The 16,860-nt window shown below is 61.8% G+C and carries 18 protein-coding genes and 1 other RNA gene; 5 read left to right on the forward strand and 14 right to left on the reverse strand.

What is annotated here, in order from left to right; genetic code table 11:
* Position 1: 1 nt before the first annotated feature.
* From mraY to rsmI, 9 genes are all read right to left on the reverse strand, one after another.
* Positions 2-1,084 (reverse strand): phospho-N-acetylmuramoyl-pentapeptide-transferase, encoded by a 1,083-nt coding sequence (gene mraY / locus ACIPZH_RS15020; protein ID WP_241804716.1) that lies wholly within the window; start codon positions 1,082-1,084, stop codon positions 2-4.
* Positions 1,084-2,451 (reverse strand): UDP-N-acetylmuramoyl-tripeptide--D-alanyl-D-alanine ligase, encoded by a 1,368-nt coding sequence (gene murF, locus ACIPZH_RS15025; RefSeq protein WP_400627615.1) that lies wholly within the window; start codon positions 2,449-2,451, stop codon positions 1,084-1,086. The genes mraY and murF overlap by 1 nt, the downstream gene beginning before the upstream one ends.
* Positions 2,444-3,934, reverse strand: coding sequence for a UDP-N-acetylmuramoyl-L-alanyl-D-glutamate--2,6-diaminopimelate ligase (murE, locus tag ACIPZH_RS15030; protein WP_400636712.1), 1,491 nt, complete (start codon positions 3,932-3,934; stop codon positions 2,444-2,446). The genes murF and murE overlap by 8 nt, the downstream gene beginning before the upstream one ends.
* On the reverse strand, positions 3,931-5,664 hold the full coding sequence (locus ACIPZH_RS15035) for a peptidoglycan D,D-transpeptidase FtsI family protein (protein ID WP_400636837.1): 1,734 nt from the start codon (positions 5,662-5,664) through the stop codon (positions 3,931-3,933). Before ACIPZH_RS15035 ends, murE begins: the two co-directional genes overlap by 4 nt.
* Positions 5,664-5,957, reverse strand: a complete 294-nt coding sequence (gene ftsL, locus ACIPZH_RS15040; protein WP_012312861.1) for a cell division protein FtsL — start codon at positions 5,955-5,957, stop codon at positions 5,664-5,666. Before ftsL ends, ACIPZH_RS15035 begins: the two co-directional genes overlap by 1 nt.
* On the reverse strand, positions 5,954-6,901 hold the full coding sequence (gene rsmH, locus ACIPZH_RS15045; protein WP_372490406.1) for a 16S rRNA (cytosine(1402)-N(4))-methyltransferase RsmH: 948 nt from the start codon (positions 6,899-6,901) through the stop codon (positions 5,954-5,956). The genes ftsL and rsmH overlap by 4 nt, the downstream gene beginning before the upstream one ends.
* On the reverse strand, positions 6,898-7,353 hold the full coding sequence (gene mraZ / locus ACIPZH_RS15050; RefSeq protein WP_011535546.1) for a division/cell wall cluster transcriptional repressor MraZ: 456 nt from the start codon (positions 7,351-7,353) through the stop codon (positions 6,898-6,900). The genes rsmH and mraZ overlap by 4 nt, the downstream gene beginning before the upstream one ends.
* Positions 7,354-7,661: 308 nt before the next feature.
* Positions 7,662-8,035, reverse strand: an RNA gene (rnpB, locus tag ACIPZH_RS15055) — RNase P RNA component class A.
* A 66-nt stretch (positions 8,036-8,101) separates the two neighbouring features.
* Complete coding sequence (gene rsmI / locus ACIPZH_RS15060) at positions 8,102-8,977, reverse strand: 16S rRNA (cytidine(1402)-2'-O)-methyltransferase (RefSeq protein ID WP_267821147.1); 876 nt, start codon at positions 8,975-8,977, stop codon at positions 8,102-8,104.
* 187 nt (positions 8,978-9,164) lie between these two features.
* On the opposite strand from rsmI, the gene ACIPZH_RS15065 reads away from it, so the two are divergent.
* The 5 genes from ACIPZH_RS15065 to ACIPZH_RS15085 all read left to right on the forward strand — a co-directional run bounded on the left by ACIPZH_RS15065 (position 9,165) and on the right by ACIPZH_RS15085 (position 12,906).
* Positions 9,165-10,982: a penicillin-binding protein activator gene (locus tag ACIPZH_RS15065; RefSeq protein WP_400636713.1), complete on the forward strand. Its 1,818-nt coding sequence runs from the start codon at positions 9,165-9,167 to the stop codon at positions 10,980-10,982.
* Complete coding sequence (locus ACIPZH_RS15070) at positions 10,982-11,353, forward strand: YraN family protein (protein WP_039605078.1); 372 nt, start codon at positions 10,982-10,984, stop codon at positions 11,351-11,353. The genes ACIPZH_RS15065 and ACIPZH_RS15070 overlap by 1 nt, the downstream gene beginning before the upstream one ends.
* Before the next feature lie 86 nt (positions 11,354-11,439).
* A complete protein-coding gene (locus tag ACIPZH_RS15075; RefSeq protein WP_400636714.1) occupies positions 11,440-12,033 on the forward strand; it encodes a phosphoheptose isomerase in 594 nt (197 codons plus the stop codon).
* Complete coding sequence (locus ACIPZH_RS15080; RefSeq protein WP_241804710.1) at positions 12,030-12,608, forward strand: BON domain-containing protein; 579 nt, start codon at positions 12,030-12,032, stop codon at positions 12,606-12,608. The genes ACIPZH_RS15075 and ACIPZH_RS15080 overlap by 4 nt, the downstream gene beginning before the upstream one ends.
* Before the next feature lie 79 nt (positions 12,609-12,687).
* Positions 12,688-12,906, forward strand: a complete 219-nt coding sequence (locus ACIPZH_RS15085; protein WP_241804709.1) for a YgdI/YgdR family lipoprotein — start codon at positions 12,688-12,690, stop codon at positions 12,904-12,906.
* Positions 12,907-12,958: 52 nt separating this feature from the next.
* Here ACIPZH_RS15085 and ACIPZH_RS15090 read toward each other — a convergent pair whose 3' ends face one another.
* The 5 genes from ACIPZH_RS15090 to petA all read right to left on the reverse strand — a co-directional run bounded on the left by ACIPZH_RS15090 (position 12,959) and on the right by petA (position 16,728).
* On the reverse strand, positions 12,959-13,390 hold the full coding sequence (locus ACIPZH_RS15090; protein ID WP_241804708.1) for a ClpXP protease specificity-enhancing factor: 432 nt from the start codon (positions 13,388-13,390) through the stop codon (positions 12,959-12,961).
* Positions 13,391-13,400: 10 nt separating this feature from the next.
* Positions 13,401-14,024 (reverse strand): glutathione S-transferase N-terminal domain-containing protein, encoded by a 624-nt coding sequence (locus ACIPZH_RS15095; protein WP_241804707.1) that lies wholly within the window; start codon positions 14,022-14,024, stop codon positions 13,401-13,403.
* Positions 14,025-14,144: 120 nt separating this feature from the next.
* Positions 14,145-14,924, reverse strand: a complete 780-nt coding sequence (locus tag ACIPZH_RS15100; RefSeq protein WP_267821134.1) for a cytochrome c1 — start codon at positions 14,922-14,924, stop codon at positions 14,145-14,147.
* Positions 14,924-16,135, reverse strand: a complete 1,212-nt coding sequence (locus tag ACIPZH_RS15105; protein WP_241804923.1) for a cytochrome bc complex cytochrome b subunit — start codon at positions 16,133-16,135, stop codon at positions 14,924-14,926. Before ACIPZH_RS15105 ends, ACIPZH_RS15100 begins: the two co-directional genes overlap by 1 nt.
* Positions 16,135-16,728 (reverse strand): ubiquinol-cytochrome c reductase iron-sulfur subunit, encoded by a 594-nt coding sequence (gene petA, locus ACIPZH_RS15110; protein WP_039604011.1) that lies wholly within the window; start codon positions 16,726-16,728, stop codon positions 16,135-16,137. Before petA ends, ACIPZH_RS15105 begins: the two co-directional genes overlap by 1 nt.
* Between the last annotated feature and the right edge of the window lie 132 nt (positions 16,729-16,860).

Here is a 16,860-nt window from a genome sequence, read left to right on the forward strand (position 1 = left end):
TCTACCTCAGTTTCAGGGTTGCAAGGCCGATCAGCACCAGAATCACGGTGATGATCCAGAAACGGACAATCACCCGCGGCTCAGGCCAGCCCTTGAGTTCAAAATGGTGGTGGATCGGTGCCATACGGAACACGCGCTTGCCGGTCAGTTTGAAGGAGGCGACCTGGATCACCACCGACAGGGTTTCCATCACGAAGATGCCGCCCATGATGAACAGCACGATTTCCTGGCGCACGATCACGGCGATGGTGCCCAGTGCGGCGCCCAGCGCCAGCGCACCGACGTCGCCCATGAACACCTGGGCCGGATAGGTGTTGAACCACAGGAAGCCCAGGCCGGCGCCGATCAGCGCGCCGCAGAACACGATGAGTTCACCCGAGCCCGGTACATAAGGAATGAGCAAGTACTCAGCGAACTTCACGTTACCCGACAGGTAGCAGAAGATGCCCAGCGCACCGCCGACCATTACCGTCGGCATGATCGCCAGGCCATCGAGGCCATCGGTCAGGTTGACCGCATTGCTGGAGCCGACGATGACGAAGTAGGTCAGGATGACGAAGCCGATGCCCAGCGGGATGGTGACATCCTTGAGGAATGGCACGATCAGGGTGGTTTCGACAGTGGTGGGAGCCGTCTGGTACAGGAAGATCGCCGCCGTCAGGCCGAACACCGACTGCCAGAAGTACTTCCAGCGGCTAGGCAGGCCGCGCGAGTTCTTTTCGATCACCTTGCGGTAGTCGTCGACCCAGCCGATGGCGCCGAACAGCAGCGTGACGATCAGTACCGTCCACACATAACGATTGGACAGGTCGGCCCACAGCAGGGTGCTGATGCCAATGGCAGACAGGATCAAGGCACCACCCATGGTTGGCGTGCCGGATTTGGACAAGTGCGATTGCGGGCCGTCATTACGGACGGCCTGACCGATCTGGCGGATCTGCAGGGTACGGATCATCCACGGGCCCAGCCACAGCGCCAGCGACAGCGCGGTCAGTACGCCAAGGATCCCGCGCAGGGACAGGTACTGGAAGACCGCGAAGCCTTTGTGGAACTGTTGCAGATACTCAGCCAACAGCAGCAGCATTAATGTTTCTCCCCGCTGGCACCGCACAGTGCAGCCACGACGTTTTCCATCGCAGCGCTGCGCGAGCCCTTGATCAAGATAGTGGTATTGCTGGCAGTTTCGGCGCGAACGGCCTCGATCAGCTCAGCTTGCGTTGCGAAATGACGGCCATTGGCGCCGAACGCCTTGACCGCATGTGTCATGTTGGTACCCACTGCATACAGGGCATCGACCTTGCCGCGAGCGTAATCGCCCACCTGATGGTGACCTTCTTGCGCCCACTGCCCCAGCTCGCCGATATCCCCCAGCACCAGAACGGTGCGCCCGGAAAAGCCGGCGAGTATATCAATGGCCGCGCACATCGAGGTGGGATTTGCGTTGTAACTGTCATCGATCACGCGCACGCCACTCGGGGCGATTTGCGCCACGGTACGGCCCTTGACCGGCTGCATGGCGTTAAGGCCCGCGGCAATGCCGCTCAGGGTCAGACCAACGGCATGCGCGGCGGCGGCAGCGGCCAGGGCGTTGCTGACGTTATGCTCACCGAGCACATTGAGCTGCACGGCCACCGATGCACCGGCGCCGTGCAGTGTGAACGACGGGCAACCCCGCGCGTCGCGACCGATGTCGGTGGCATGGAAGTCGGCGCGGGCGTCGCTGCGGGCAAAACTGATAACCTTGTGGGCACCCGCGCGCGCCTTCCAGATGGCAAAGGCCTTGTCGTCCAGATTGAGGATGGCAGTGCCGCCCTCGCCCAGCCCTTCGAGAATCTCGCCCTTGGCTTCAACGATCTTCTCTGGCCCGCCGAACTCGCCGACGTGGGCTGTACCGGCATTGTTGATGATGACTACCTGTGGCTGGGTGAGGCCCACGGTGTAGCGGATCTCGCCAATGCGCGAAGCGCCCAGCTCGATGACGGCGGCGCTGTGTTGGGGGGCAATTTCCAGCAGGGTCAGCGGTGCCCCCAGGTCGTTGTTCAGGTTGCCACGGGTGGCATGAACAGGGCCACGGGTACGCAGGATGCAGGCAAGCATCTCTTTGACCGTGGTCTTGCCACTGGAGCCGGTGATGGCGACCACCGGCTTGTCGTAGCTGGCACGGTTCAGCGCACCGAGCTGGCCAAGGGCCAGACGGCAGTCGGCAACCACCAGCTGCGGCAAGTCGACATCGGTCACTTCACGCTCCACCAGCGCTGCCACGGCGCCCTTGGCCTGCACATCGGCCAGGTAGTCGTGGCCGTCGAAACGCGGCCCCACCAGGGCGACGAACAACTGCCCGGCGCCGACGCTGCGGCTGTCGATGCTGACACCGCTGAAGCTGGCGTCGGCGCCGACCAAGCGAGCGCTCAGCGCTGCGGTCAGCTGGCTGAGTGTCATGGGCTTAAGCATGTGGAGCCTCCCAGGCTGCAAGTGCCTTTTCGGCTTCGACCAAGTCAGAGAAATCATGGCGTTGGCCATTGACCTCCTGGTAATCCTCATGCCCCTTACCTGCCAGGACGATGACGTCCGAAGCGGCAGCAGAAGCGATCAGGTGTGCGATGGCCTCGCCGCGGCCCGCGACGAACTCGACGTCGGCGGGGCGGACAAAACCGGGGCGAATGTCGTTGAAGATCGCCTGCGGGTCTTCGGTACGAGGGTTATCGTCAGTGACCAGTACACGATCAGCCAGGCGCTCGGCCACTTCGGCCATCAGCGGACGCTTGCCACGATCGCGATCGCCACCACAACCGAACAGGCACAGCAACTGGCCGTGGGCGTGCGGGCGCAGGGCTTGGAGTACCTGTTCCAGGGCGTCAGGGGTGTGCGCGTAATCGACCACCACCAACGGCTTCTGACCGCCGCCAAGACGCTGCATGCGCCCCACCGGGCCTTTCAACTGCGCGGTGACCTTGAGGATTTCGTCCAGCGAATAATCCAGCGCGAGCAAGGTCGCCACGGCCGCGAGCATGTTGCTCAGGTTGAAACGGCCCAGCAGCTGGCTGCGCAAGGTACGCTCACCCTGGGCGGTGACGATGATGGCCCGTACGCCATCGTCATCGAACCTGGCTTCACGGCAATACAAAGAAGCGTCGGGGTTTTCCAGGCTGTAGCTGAGCAGACGGGTCTCGATATGGTCGACACTCGGACGACGGGCAAAATCAGCCGCCAGACGACGGCCGAAACCGTCATCCAGGTTGACCACCTGGCAACGCAGGCTAGGCCAGGCGAAAAGCTTGGCCTTCGCGGCCTCGTAGGCCTCCATGCTGCCGTGATAGTCCAGATGATCACGGGACAGGTTGGTCATCACCGCGATATCGAATTCCAGCGCGGCGACACGCCCCTGTTCCAGGGCATGCGAGGATACCTCCATCGCCACGGCCTTGGCCCCGGCCTTTTTCAGGTCGTACAGCGTCGACTGCACCGCAATCGGATCTGGCGTGGTCAGCCGGCCGCTCTGCAACTCACCATAAAATCCGGTACCCAGGGTACCAATCAGGCCGCACCGTTGGCCAAGCGCATCTAGCGCCTGGGCCACCAGTTGAGTGACGCTGGTCTTGCCGTTGGTACCGGTAACCCCGACCAGGTTCAGCTGACGGCTCGGCTCGCCGTAGAAGCGGCCGGCAATATCCGACAGCTGGGCGATCAGGCCTTTGACCGGGATCAGCGGCACATCGGTGATCGGCAGCACATGGGTGCCCTGCTGTTCGTAGGCGACCGCAGCGGCACCGCGGGCCAGCGCGTCGCTGATATGGTCACGGCCATCGACCTTGGCGCCCGGCACGGCCAGGAACAGGTCACCTGCGCGCACAGCACGGCTGTCCAGGGTCAGCTCACGGATCAGCGGGTCGCGACTGGCGTGGGCGAAAAGCTTGCTCAGTGGCATTGTCATCATCCACGCCCTCCCTTGGCGGGTGCTGCATTGACTTGTTGCGGGTCGGCAGGCGGTGGCAGGTTGTCTGGCGGCACATTCATCAGCCGCAGGGTGCCCGACATGACATTGCTGAATACCGGCGCCGATACCAGGCCACCGAAATAACCGCCTTTCCTCGGCTCGTCGATGACCACGACAATGGCGTAACGCGGGTCGCTCATCGGGCCGAAGCCGGCGAACAGCGAGCGGTAGGCGTTTTCGGTGTAGCCCTTGGAGCCCACTGTGGCTTTCCGCGCGGTACCAGACTTGCCGCCCACGTGATAGAACGGCACCTGGGCGCGGAACACCCCACGCGGCGCCTCGATCACTTGCTGCAACATGCCTTGCACGGTTTTGGCGGTGTCCTTTGGAATGGCCTGGACTGCCTCCGGGACCTTGTCGACCTTGAGGATCGACAGCGGCACCATCTTCCCGTCGTTGGCCAGCGCCGCATAGGCATGCACCAGCTGCAAGGCGGTAACCGAGACACCGTAGCCATAGGACAAGGTCGCGGTTTCGGCCTTGCGCCACTCACGATGGTTGGGCAGGTTGCCAACCCGCTCGCCCGGGAACCCAAGGCCGGTGTACTGGCCAAGGCCGACCTGGGACATGACCCGGTAGATGGCTTCGCCGCCGATATCGAAGGCGATCTTGCTCATGCCCACGTTACTGGAGTTGATCAGAATGCCGGTCAGGTCGAGGATCGGACCCTCGCTCCTGGACACGTCCCTGATGGTGTAGCGGCCGATCTGCAGGCTGCCCGGGTAGACTTCGACCTTGTCGGTGGGCTTCCAGCGCCCACTCTCCAATGCGGCGCTCATGGAGATCGGCTTGACCGTGGAGCCTGGCTCGAACACGTCAATGATCGCCCGGTTACGCATCGCCGACGGGAACATGGTGCGGCGGTTGTTGGGGTTGTAGGTCGGCTGATTGACCATCGCCAGGACCTCACCGGTCTTAACGTCCATGATCACCAGGCTGCCGGCCTTGGCATCCTGCTCGGCGATTGCGTTACGCAGCTCGCGCGTGGCCAGGTATTGCAGGCGCAGGTCGATGGACAACGCCAAGGTCTTGCCGGCCTTGGCGTTCTTGGTTACCTGAATGTCCTTGATCAAGCGGCCACGCCGGTCCTTGATCACTTGCCGCTTGCCGGGCACCCCGGCCAGCCACTCATCGTAGGCCAGCTCTACCCCTTCGCGGCCATGGTCATCCAGGTCAGTGAAACCGACCATGTGAGCGGTGACATCACCGGCGGGATAGAAGCGGCGGAATTCTTCGAGGCCGTATACACCCGGCACTTTCAGGTCGAGCACATGCTGCCCCTGCTCCGGGGTCAGGCCGCGGACCAGGTAGATGAATTCTTTGCTGGCCTGCTGGGTCAGGCGCTCGCTCAGCTGCTGGGCGTTCTGCCCCAATGCGGCGGCCAGTTGCGGCCAGCGGTCCTTGGACGCTTGCATTTCCTTGGGGTTGGCCCACAAGGTGGTGACAGGCGTACTGACGGCCAAGGGCTCACCATTACGGTCGGTAATCAGACCTCGGTGTGCCGGAATAGGAATATGACGCAGGCTGCGGGCATCGCCCTGGCCCTTGAGGAAGTCACGGTCGACCACCTGCAAGTCGATGATGCGCCAGCAGATGGCGCCGACCATGAACGCCAGCAGGCCGATCACCACGCGGAAGCGCCAGGGGTAGAGTGCACCTTCGAGCTTCATCATGGCGCCACCATCCGTACTTCGTCGGCGGCAGGCACGTGCATCTTCAGTTGCTCGGAAGCCAGGTTCTCGATGCGGCTGGCAGCGGTCCAGGTGCTTTGTTCGAGGATCAGCCGGCCCCACTCGGCCTGGGCCTTGTCGCGCTCATTCAACTCGCCGTACAGGGTGTTGAGCAACTGGCGATTCCAATGGGCGCTGTACGACACGGCAATGGCCGAAACAAGCACGCCAACGAACAGCAGAAGCATCAGGAAGCTTCCGCCTGGCAAAGGCTTGGCAAATAGCCGGCTCACCGAAGCTTCTCCGCCACCCGCATCACGGCGCTGCGCGACCGCGGGTTGGCCTTGAGCTCGGCTTCGGAAGCAAACTGAGCCTTGCCGATCAGACGGATTTTCGGCTCGAAGGCCTTGTGCTGAACCGGCAGGTTGCGCGGCAGGTTGTCCGCTTCACCCTTGACCAGTTTGCGCATGAACAGCTTGACGATACGGTCTTCCAGCGAATGGAAGCTGATCACCGCCAGACGGCCGCCGACTTCCAGCGCATCGAGTGCAGCCTCAAGGCCGGCCTCAAGATCGCCCAGTTCGTTGTTGACGTGAATGCGCAGGCCCTGGAAGGCACGGGTTGCCGGGTTCTTGCCCTTTTCCCAGGCAGGGTTGGCGACCTTGAGCACTTCGGCCAGGTCCGCAGTCCGGGTGAACGGCTGCTTTTCGCGGCGCTCTACCACGGCGCGCGCCATGCGGCCGGCAAAACGTTCCTCGCCATACTCTTTGAAAACGCGGGCAATTTCCTCGACCGGCGCGGTGGCGATGAACTCGGCAGCGCTGATGCCCTGGTCGGGGTTCATGCGCATATCCAGCGGGCCGTCATTGAGGAAACTGAAGCCCCGCTCGGGGTCGTCCAACTGGGGCGAGGACACGCCCAGATCGAGCAGGATACCGCTGACCTTGCCAGCCAGGCCTCGCTCGGCCACCTCTGCGCCCAGTTCGGCAAAACTGCGCTGCACAATGACAAAGCGGCCGTCTTCGGCCGCCAGCGCTTGCCCCGTGGCAATCGCTTGAGGATCTTTGTCGAAGCCCAGCAGCCGACCATCCGGCCCGAGCTTGCTGAGGATCAGACGGCTGTGCCCGCCGCGGCCGAAGGTGCCGTCGAGATAGCAACCGTCGGCGCGCAGGGCCAATGCCTCGACAGCTTCGTCGAGCAGGACGGTGATGTGGTTGAAGCCGCTATCTATGGTCACAGGATCAGGTCACGTAAATCGTCGGGCATGGCGCCCGGTTGTTGGATAGCTGCAAGGTCGGCTGCCGAAACTGCGTTCCAGGCATCCTCATCCCACAGCTGGAATTTGTTCAGCTGCCCCACCAGCATCGCCTTCTTGTCCAGCTTGGCGTACTCCCGCAGGCGGGGCGGCACCAGGAAACGGCCACTGCCGTCGAGCTCCAGGTCAACCGCATTACCGATCAGCAAACGCTGCAGGCGGCGGTTTTCCTCACGCAACGACGGCAAGGCACGCAACTTGGCTTCAATCTGTTCCCACTCATCGAGGGGGTAAACGCACAAGCAGGGGTCGACGGCGTCGATGGTCACGATCAGCTGACCATTGCAACGCGAATCGAGCTCGTCACGGTACCGGCTCGGCATGGCGAGACGGCCCTTGGCATCGAGGCTGACGGCGTTGGCTCCGCGGAACACGGCTGCGATTCCCCACAATGGTAGCTTTTTTGTGCCAGAAAACCCACTTCATCCCACTTTCTGCCACTTGCGCACACTATAGGAATCCGTCCGCTGCACCGTCAAGGCGCGTTCATAGGGAAAACCCTTACAGGACCGAGATTTAGCTCAATAAAGGAAGGAGGAAGGACTACTGAGGGTAAAAAAAAACGTGAAAAATCAAACCCACTCAAACGGATACCGTTTGAACTTAAAGTGATTTATGAAGAGTAAGATCTTTTCGGTATTACAAACGCGCTCTGCCATCGATCAAGCAGAAGGGAGGAGAGGTGGAGAGTCGATCTGTAAGCCGGGTTTTGTCGAGGACAGTCATTCCTCTACGACGGCCATCACTGGACGCCTCTAGCAACCTACCCGGTTCCGACGCGGGCCACGCCTGATGGAACCCTATTTGGTCTTGCTCCGAGTGGGGTTTACCTAGCCACGAACTGTTGCCAGACGTGCGGTGCGCTCTTACCGCACCTTTTCACCCTTACCGGCACCGAAGTGCTTAGGCGGTTATTTTCTGTGGCACTTTCCGTAGGCTCGCGCCTCCCAGGCGTTACCTGGCACTCTGCCCTATGGAGCCCGGACTTTCCTCCCCCCGCCGTTACGCAACAAAAGTTGCGGAACCAAAGCGGGCAGCGACTGTCCGATCGACTCTCCGGCGCCAAGGTTAACGGCAGCTGCGCTCAAGAACAAGCAATACCGCAATTATATCAAAGCGCCACTACTGCGCTTTCTGCTTTTCCAGTGCCGCCTGATACAACAGGTTCTTGCGCACGCCGGTTATCTCCGCCGCCAGGGCCGCCGCACGCTTGAGCGGCAATTCGGCCAAAAGCAGGTCCAGTACACGCTGCGCCTGGACGCTGATCGCCGCCTCACCCTCCGGCGCACTCCAGCCACCGACCAACACCACGCACTCACCGCGCTGCTGGTTACTGTCACCCGCCACGAACTCGCGCAGCTCCCCGAGCGGCAGGCCTTTGAGGGTCTCGAAGGTTTTGGTCAGCTCACGCGCGAGCAACGCCGGGCGCTCGGCACCGAACACCAGTTCCATGTCCTCCAGACACTCGAGAATGCGATGGGGCGCCTCGTAAAAAATCAAGGTACGCGGCTCTTCCTTCACCTGTTCGAGCCGGGCACGGCGGCCTGCGCTTTTGGCGGGGAGGAAGCCTTCGAAAATGAACCGATCAGAGGGCAGCCCGGCCGCCGAAAGCGCGGCAATCAGGGCACAGGCGCCAGGCACAGGCACCACATCGACGCCGGCGGCTCGCGCCTGGCGCACCAGGTGGTAACCAGGGTCGGAAATCAATGGCGTACCGGCATCGGAAACCAGCGCCACATCTTCACCGGCCAGAAGCTTGGTGATGAAACGCCCGCCTTCGTCCCGTTCATTGTGCTCGTGACAGGCTGCCAGCGGCGTATCGATGCCGAAATGCTGCAGCAGGCGGATCGAGTGCCGGGTGTCCTCGGCGGCGATCAGGGCGACGTTAGCCAACACCTTCAACGCCCTGGCGCTCATGTCGTCGAGGTTGCCAATGGGGGTCGCGACCACGTACAGCGTCCCCACGGTGGATTTCGAAGCCCCTGCCACATCAGTCACTGCGCACACCTGCCTTTCGGATCAAAGGCGCCATTGTAGCCCGAGCGCCGGTAACAGGGCGCAAAGAACTTCACCAGCAGCCACCTCAGGCACACCTATAGTGAAGGTTCGCATTCAGCAACATCGCGCCCCGGCCAACGCTTGGGTACAATTGCCGGCCAACTTGATCGAGTAACAGGACCTTTACATGATCGCTTGCCTGCGGCTGCTCACAGCCCTCTGCCTCGCTGCCTTGCTGGCAGCCTGCGCCAGCTCGCCCTCATCCAGCCTCGGAGAGCTGCCACGCACGCCGGACGCCAGCATCGAGCAACTGCTCGAAAAAGCGGCGGCCAGCACGTCTGCCGAAGATGCCGCCCTGCTGCGCCTGAGCGCTGCCGACCTGGCATACAAGCAGAAGGACTACCCGCGCGCGGCACGCATTCTCGAGCAGGTCCCCATGGATACGCTCAAGCCTGCCCAGCAGATCTTCGCCGCCACACTGGGCGCCGAACTGGCCATGAGCCGCAACCAGCCCAAAGCCGCCCTCAGCGCCTTGTCGCACCCTAGCCTGCAGCACCTCGGCCAATTGCCGGCAGAGCAGCAGGTGCGCACGTATAGCGTCCACGCCGCCGCCCTGGAAGCCGACGGTCAAGCCCTGGCCGCTGCGCAACAGCGCGTGATGCTGGCCCCACTGCTCAGCGGCCAGGCTGCCGCCGCCAACAATGACGCGATCTGGGCCTTGGTCGCCTCGCTGCCGGCAGAGCAACTGCAGCAGCCCGCTGGCGACCAGACCCTGGCCGGTTGGACCAGCCTGGCCCTGGCTGTGAAAAGCGCTGGCACGCTGGAGCAGCAGCAGGCCGCGATCGAGACCTGGCGCCAGCAACACCCAGACCATCCTGCGGCACTGGAGCTGCCATCGGCCTTGGTCAAGCTCAAGGAGCTGGCAAGCCAGCCGCTGACCAAGATCGGCCTGCTGCTACCCCAGGAAGGCCCGCTTGCCGGTGTCGCCCGCGCCCTGCGTGACGGCTTCATGGCCGCGCACTTCCAGGCCCAGCAGGCGGGCCAGCAAGCACCGGCCGTACAGGTGTATGACAGCTCACGCATCGGCTCGCTGGACGACTTCTATCGCCAGGCCCAGGCCGATGGCGTGCAACTGGTAGTCGGCCCGCTGGAAAAAGCGCTGGTCAAGAAACTGGCCGCCAATGCCCAGCTGCCCATCACCACCCTCGCCCTGAATTACGCTGACGCCGGCCAGACCGCCCCGCCACAACTTTTCCAGTTCGGCCTGGCTGCTGAGGACGAAGCCCGCGAAGTGTCGCGCCGCGCCCGCGCCGATGGCATGGTTCGCGCGGTGGCCCTGGTGCCGAGCGGTGAATGGGGCGACCGCGTGCTTGCCGCGTTCCGCCAGGATTGGGAAGGCAATGGCGGCACCATCCTCGCCGCCGAACGCATCGCCCAGCCAGTTGCCCTGGCCCAACAGATCGCCAATCTGTTCCAACTGCGCCAGAGCGAAGGCCGCGCACAGAGCCTGCAGAGCACGGTGGGCGGCACCATTGCTGCGCAACCCTCGCGCCGCCAGGACATCGACTTCATCTTCCTCGCCTCGACCCCGCAACAGGCGCAGCAGATCAAGCCAACCCTGAACTTCCAGTACGCTGGCGACGTTCCGGTCTATGCCACCTCGAACCTGTACAGCGCCAGCGGTGACGTCAACCAGTACAAGGACATGAACGGCATCCGTTTCTGCGAAACCCCGTGGCTGCTCGACACCACCAACAGCCTGCGTCAGCAGGTGGTCCAGCAGTGGCCACAAGCCGCTGGCAGCCTGGGCCGCCTGTATGCCATGGGTGTAGACGCCTATAGCCTGGCGCCCCGCCTGGGCCAGCTCAAAGCGCTGCCGGACAACCGTGTGCAGGGCCTATCGGGCAGCCTGAGCATGAACGCCAGCCAGCGCATCGAGCGCCAGCTGCCGTGGGCTGAATTCTCTGGCGGCCAGGTCAAGCGCCTGCCCGATACCCTCCGCTGATGCCCCAAGCATCGCCAACCAGCGCCGGCCATGCCGCAGAAAACCAAGCCCTTGAATTTCTTCAAGGGCAAGGCCTGCAACTGCTGACGCGTAATTGGCGATGCAAAGGTGGCGAGCTTGATCTGGTCATGCTCGACACCGATACAGTAGTATTCGTCGAAGTCCGCTATCGGCTGCACGCGGGCTTCGGTGGCGCCCTCGGCAGTATCGACGGGCGCAAGCAGAAGCGACTGGTGCATGCCGCCAGCCTTTTTCTGCTGAAGGAGTCTTGCTGGGCCAACCACCCGTGCCGCTTCGATGTTGTCGCCTTGCAGGGTAGCCACCACGCAGGCAGGCCGCTTCAATGGCTGAAAAACGCCTTCGAATGCTGAACCCACTCCCCTTTTATTGCTCTATGTTTCGCGGGCTGGTCCCTGTTGCGTGTAGCAAAGGCCACCGCCCCATTTAAGGTCACCAGATGGACATGCAATCCCGAATTCGCCGGCTGTTCCAGGCCAGCATCGATACCAAGCAACAGGCAATGGACATCCTGGCACCGCACATCGAGCAGGCCAGCCTGGTCATGGTCAATGCGCTGCTCAACGAGGGCAAGATGCTCGCCTGCGGCAACGGCGGCTCGGCCGGCGACGCCCAGCATTTCTCGTCGGAACTCCTCAACCGCTTTGAGCGTGAGCGTCCGAGCCTGCCGGCGATCGCCCTGACCACCGACAGCTCGACGCTGACCTCGATTGCCAACGACTACAGCTACAACGAAATCTTCTCCAAGCAGATTCGCGCCCTCGGCCAGCCCGGCGACGTGCTGCTGGCGATTTCGACCAGCGGCAACTCGGCAAACGTGATTCAAGCGATCCAGGCGGCACATGATCGCGAAATGATTGTCGTAGCATTGACCGGGCGTGACGGTGGCGGCATGGCTTCGCTGCTGTTGCCCGAGGACGTGGAGATCCGCGTATCCTCGACGGTCACTGCACGCATCCAGGAAGTCCACCTGCTGGCGATCCACTGCCTGTGTGATCTGATCGACAGCCAACTGTTCGGGAGTGAAGAATGATCCCCAAGCGCCTCGGCCTGATGGCCCTGACCCTGTGCCTGAGCGTCACCGGCTGCAGCTCGGTACTGACCTCGACCCGCAATTCGCCTATCGAGGATGATCGCGGCACTCGCACCATCGGCAGCAAGATCGATGACTCGCTGATCGAAACCAAGGCCTCGGTAAACATCGCGAAAGCCAGCCCTGATCTGGACGAAGGCTCACACATCGTCGTCAGCAGCTACAACGGCATTGTCCTGCTCGCCGGCCAAACCCCGCGCGCCGACCTCAAGAGCCTGGCCGAGCAGACCGCCAGCCAGGTGCAGCGGGTCAAGCGGGTGCATAACGAGCTGCAGGTAATGCAACCCTCCTCGATCCTTGCACGCAATAACGACGCCTGGCTGACCACCAAGATCAAGACCCAGATGCTCACCGACAATGCCGTGCCCAGCTCGCGCATCAAAGTGATCACCGAGAACGGTATCGTCTACCTGCTCGGCCTGGTTACTCAGCAGGAAGCCAACTCCGCCACCGCCGTGGTACAGGGCGTGTCGGGCGTGCAAAAGATCGTCAAGCTGTTCGAGTACATCGACTGACACCCTTGCCTGCACCGGCCCTTGGGCGCTGGTACAGGCAACCTGATCGCTCTACCTTCGCAACTTCAGGAAACACCGTATGAAAAAGCTTCTGCTGCCCGCCCTACTGATCGGCGCCTTCGCCACCCTGGCCGGCTGCTCCACCCCTAGCCTGATTACCCTGAACGACGGTCGCGAGTTCCAGACCGTTGACGAGCCGACGTTCGATCAGGAGTCCGGCTTCTACGAATTCCAGCAGCTCGACGGTAAACAGACCCGCGTTAACCGTGACCAGATCCGCACCATCAGCGACCTGTAACCGTCACCGCGCAGCAAAGAAAAAGGCGACCCTGACGGATCGCCTTTTTTCGCTACTTGACCACCTTCAGGCTCGGCCGACCAGACGGACGCGGCGGCTGGCCACCCCCTTCCGGCGGGCCGTCGTCGTCCGGCTCGACACCCTCATCTTCCGGCTCTTCACCGTCCATCAACGGAGGCTCCAGCTCGAAGACCATGCCTTGGCCGTTCTCGCGGGCATATATGCCCAGAATTGCGCCGACCGGCACGAACAACGAGTGGGCAACACCACCGAAGCGCCCTTCGAAGCTCACCGCATCGTTGTCCATGTGCAGGCTGCGCACGGCACTTGGGGAGATGTTCAGGACGATCTGGCCGTCACTGGCGAAACCTTGCGGCACCTGGACTGCCGGGTATTCGGCATTGACCAGCATATGGGGCGTGCAATCGTTGTCGACGATCCACTCGTACAGTGCTCGAACCAGATAGGGGCGACTGGAGTTCATCAACGGCTCCTTAAAGCTTGCGCATTTCACGTTCAACGGAAGACAGGCTCGCCAGGAAAGGCTCGCGGGCGAACTGTCGCTCCATGTAATCCAGCAGCGGCTTTGCTTGCCGCGGCAATTCGATACCCAGTACCGGCAAACGCCAGAGTATGGGCAATAGACAACAATCGACCAGGCTTTGCTCATCGCTCATGAAGCAAGCGAACTCATTGAACAAGGGCGAGACGCCCGTCAGGCTCTCACGCAGCGCCTTGCGCGCCTCGGCACGGGCGGCATCACTGCTGCGCGAGTCGAGCACGGTATCGGCCAGCACGCACCAATCACGCTGAATGCGATGCATCAACAAGCGGCTGTTACCACGCGCCACCGGATACACCGGCATCAGCGGCGGATGCGGATAACGCTCCTCGAGGTACTCCATCACCACGGTCGATTCATACAACGCCAGGTCGCGATCGACCAGGGTCGGCACGCTGCCGTAAGGGTTCACTTCACCCAGCTTGGGTGGCAGACGACCGGGATCGACGTCGATGATCTGCACGCTGACACCTTTCTCGGCGAGAACCAGGCGTACCCGATGAGAATAATGATCAGCGGGGTCGGAATAGCAGGCTAACCTGATGGTCGCGCCCATGTAGCGCCTCCTCGCATGGGGATGCTTGTGAAACTGCAAATGCAAACGCGCCCTGGAGGCCCCTTCGCTTAGACGAGGGGGCGCCCAGGGCGCGTTCAACTACCAGAAACTACTGCGTGATCAGTGCACGTCCTTCCAGTATTCGCGCTTGAGCAAGTAGGCGAACACGAAGAAGAAGGCCAGGTACAGCAACACATAGGTGCCGATGCGCTGGCTTTCCAGTTTGACCGGGTTGGCCGAATAGGCCAGGAAGGTCACCAGGTTCTTGACCTTCTCGTCGAACTGCTCAGGCGTCAGGGTACCGGAATTCGGCGTGATGGTCAGCTGGTCACACGCTTCATGGGTCAAAGGGCTGCCGGTCAAGGGGTCGAATTGCTTCTTGCCATCGACCACCCTCTGCACCTGCTTGCACCCGATCACCTGGTTACCCTGCAGCCCGACCAGCACATTGGGCATGCCGACATTCGGGAATACCTTGTTGTTGACCCCATAAGGCCGCGATTTGTCCTCATAGAAGCTGCGCAGGTAGGTGTACAGCCAATCGGTACCCCGCACCCGGGCAACCAGGGTCAGGTCAGGCGGCGCAGCACCGAACCAGGTCTTGGCATCATCGGGCTTCATGCCGATGTTCATGTGGTCGCCGATCTTGGCCCCGGTGAACACCAGCTTCTCGAGCATCAGCTCATGGGGTATTCCCAAGTCATCCGCTACACGCTCGTAACGCTGGAACTTGGCACTGTGGCAACCCATGCAATAGTTGGCGAAAGTGCGCGCACCATCCTGCATTGCAGCCTTGTCCGTCAGGTCGATATCGACTTTGTCCAGCTCCAGCCCCGGTCCGGCAGCAAAGGTAAAGGCAGGCATCACTGCCAGCAAAAATACTGCAATCAACTTTTTCATCAGCCAGTCACCCTTTCCGGAACCGGTTTGGTCTTCTCAAGCCTTGTGTAGAACGGCATCAACAGGAAGTAGGCGAAGTACAGCACGGTGCACACCTGCGACAGCAGCGTGCGGCCTGGGGTAGGTGCCAGCACCCCCAAAATGCCAAGGATGACGAAGGAAATGCAGAACACCAGCAGGAAGACCTTGCTGATCCAGCCCTTGTAGCGCATTGAGCGTACCGGGCTTCGGTCGAGCCAAGGCAACACGAACAGCACGGCGATCGCCGCCCCCATGGCGATTACGCCCATGAGCTTGTCGGGCACCGCACGCAGAATCGCGTAGAACGGCGTGAAGTACCAGACCGGCGCGATATGCTCGGGCGTCTTGAACGCGTTGGCCTGTTCGAAGTTGGGTTTTTCCAGGAAGTAGCCGCCCATTTCCGGGAAGAAGAACACTACCGCACAGAAGACGAACAGGAACACCACCACGCCGACGATGTCTTTCACGGTGTAGTACGGGTGGAACGGAATACCATCCAGCGGGATACCGTTTTCGTCCTTTTTCTTCTTGATATCGACCCCGTCCGGGTTGTTCGAGCCCACCTCGTGCAAGGCGAGGATGTGCAACACGACCAGCCCGAGAATGACGATCGGCAGGGCTACTACGTGCAGCGCAAAGAAGCGGTTGAGGGTGATGCCAGAAATCAGGTAGTCACCGCGGATCCACTGGGTGAGGTCGTCGCCGATCACCGGGATTGCACCGAACAGCGAGATGATCACCTGGGCTCCCCAGTACGACATCTGCCCCCAGGGCAGCAGATAGCCCATGAAGGCCTCGGCCATCAGCGCCAGGTAGATCAGCATACCGAACAGCCAGACCAGCTCCCGTGGCTTTTGGTAGGAGCCATAGAGCAGGCCACGGAACATGTGCAGGTAGACCACCACGAAGAACGCCGAAGCGCCGGTGGAGTGCAAATAGCGCAAGATCCAGCCGTATTCCACGTCCCGCATGATGTACTCGACGGACGCGAAGGCCTCTTCCGCCGAGGGCGTGAAACTCATGGTCAGCCATACACCGGTGACGATCTGGTTGACCAGCACCAACAGGGCCAGCGAGCCGAAGAAATACAGGAAATTGAAGTTCTTGGGCGCGTAATACTTGCTCAGGTGATCTTCCCACATCTTGGTGGCGGGGAAGCGAGCATCAATCCAGTCCATGAACTTGCTCATCATGCTTTCTCCTGGTCGACGCCGATGACGACGATGTCATCCGACTCGTAAGAGTGCGGTGGCACTGGCAGGTTGAGAGGTGCTGGCTGCGATTTGTAGACACGCCCGGCCAAGTCGTAGTGGGAACCGTGGCAGGGGCAGAAGTAGCCCCCCACCCATTTCGGCCCAAGGTCGGCGGGCGCGACTTCCGGGCGGAAGGTCGGCGAGCAGCCAAGGTGGGTGCACAGGCCTACGAGAATGAGGATTTCCGGCTTGATCGAGCGCACCTGGGGGTCGACGTACTCCGGCTGCACGGAGGCCTTCGATTCAGGGTCGGCGAGCTCGGCTGTGACCTTTTTGAGGTTCCCCAGGATCTCGTCCGTTCGCCGCACGATGAACACTGGCTGACCGCGCCACTCCGCCACCATCTGCTGCCCAGGCTCAACCTTGGCGATGTTGACCTTCACCGGTGCACCAGCCGCCTTCGCCTTGGCACTGGGAAACCATGACCCTACGAACGGTACCGCAGCCCCCACTGCCCCCGCTGCCCCGACCACGGATGTCGCGGCTACGAGGAAGCGGCGCCGGCCTGCGTTGACGCCGTCATTGCTCATTCAGTCCTCTCCCATCAGCTTGCTTGGCCTGTTGAATCAGGCCTGTACTTAGGTAATGTCTGTGGCACCCAAAATTGGCCGCCATGGTAAGAAACAAATCCACACAGTGACAAGGTGATTAACCCCGGTATG

Source organism: Pseudomonas sp. NPDC089758, assembly GCF_044748705.1.
Taxonomy (GTDB): Bacteria; Pseudomonadota; Gammaproteobacteria; order Pseudomonadales; family Pseudomonadaceae; genus Aquipseudomonas; species Aquipseudomonas putida_X.

Excerpts from the sequence above, each read along its gene's own strand:
- mraY (WP_241804716.1), bottom strand. The coding sequence starts at position 1,084 with ATGCTGCTGCTGTTGGCTGAGTATCTGCAACAGTTCCACAAAGGCTTC.
- murF (WP_400627615.1), bottom strand. The coding sequence starts at position 2,451 with ATGCTTAAGCCCATGACACTCAGCCAGCTGACCGCAGCGCTGAGCGCT.
- murE (WP_400636712.1), bottom strand. The coding sequence starts at position 3,934 with ATGATGACAATGCCACTGAGCAAGCTTTTCGCCCACGCCAGTCGCGAC.
- ACIPZH_RS15035 (WP_400636837.1), bottom strand. The coding sequence starts at position 5,664 with ATGAAGCTCGAAGGTGCACTCTACCCCTGGCGCTTCCGCGTGGTGATC.
- ACIPZH_RS15065 (WP_400636713.1), top strand. The coding sequence starts at position 9,165 with ATGATCGCTTGCCTGCGGCTGCTCACAGCCCTCTGCCTCGCTGCCTTG.
- ACIPZH_RS15070 (WP_039605078.1), top strand. The coding sequence starts at position 10,982 with ATGCCCCAAGCATCGCCAACCAGCGCCGGCCATGCCGCAGAAAACCAA.
- ACIPZH_RS15075 (WP_400636714.1), top strand. The coding sequence starts at position 11,440 with ATGGACATGCAATCCCGAATTCGCCGGCTGTTCCAGGCCAGCATCGAT.
- ACIPZH_RS15080 (WP_241804710.1), top strand. The coding sequence starts at position 12,030 with ATGATCCCCAAGCGCCTCGGCCTGATGGCCCTGACCCTGTGCCTGAGC.
- ACIPZH_RS15085 (WP_241804709.1), top strand. The coding sequence starts at position 12,688 with ATGAAAAAGCTTCTGCTGCCCGCCCTACTGATCGGCGCCTTCGCCACC.
- ACIPZH_RS15090 (WP_241804708.1), bottom strand. The coding sequence starts at position 13,390 with ATGAACTCCAGTCGCCCCTATCTGGTTCGAGCACTGTACGAGTGGATC.
- ACIPZH_RS15095 (WP_241804707.1), bottom strand. The coding sequence starts at position 14,024 with ATGGGCGCGACCATCAGGTTAGCCTGCTATTCCGACCCCGCTGATCAT.
- ACIPZH_RS15100 (WP_267821134.1), bottom strand. The coding sequence starts at position 14,924 with ATGAAAAAGTTGATTGCAGTATTTTTGCTGGCAGTGATGCCTGCCTTT.
- ACIPZH_RS15105 (WP_241804923.1), bottom strand. The coding sequence starts at position 16,135 with ATGAGCAAGTTCATGGACTGGATTGATGCTCGCTTCCCCGCCACCAAG.
- petA (WP_039604011.1), bottom strand. The coding sequence starts at position 16,728 with ATGAGCAATGACGGCGTCAACGCAGGCCGGCGCCGCTTCCTCGTAGCC.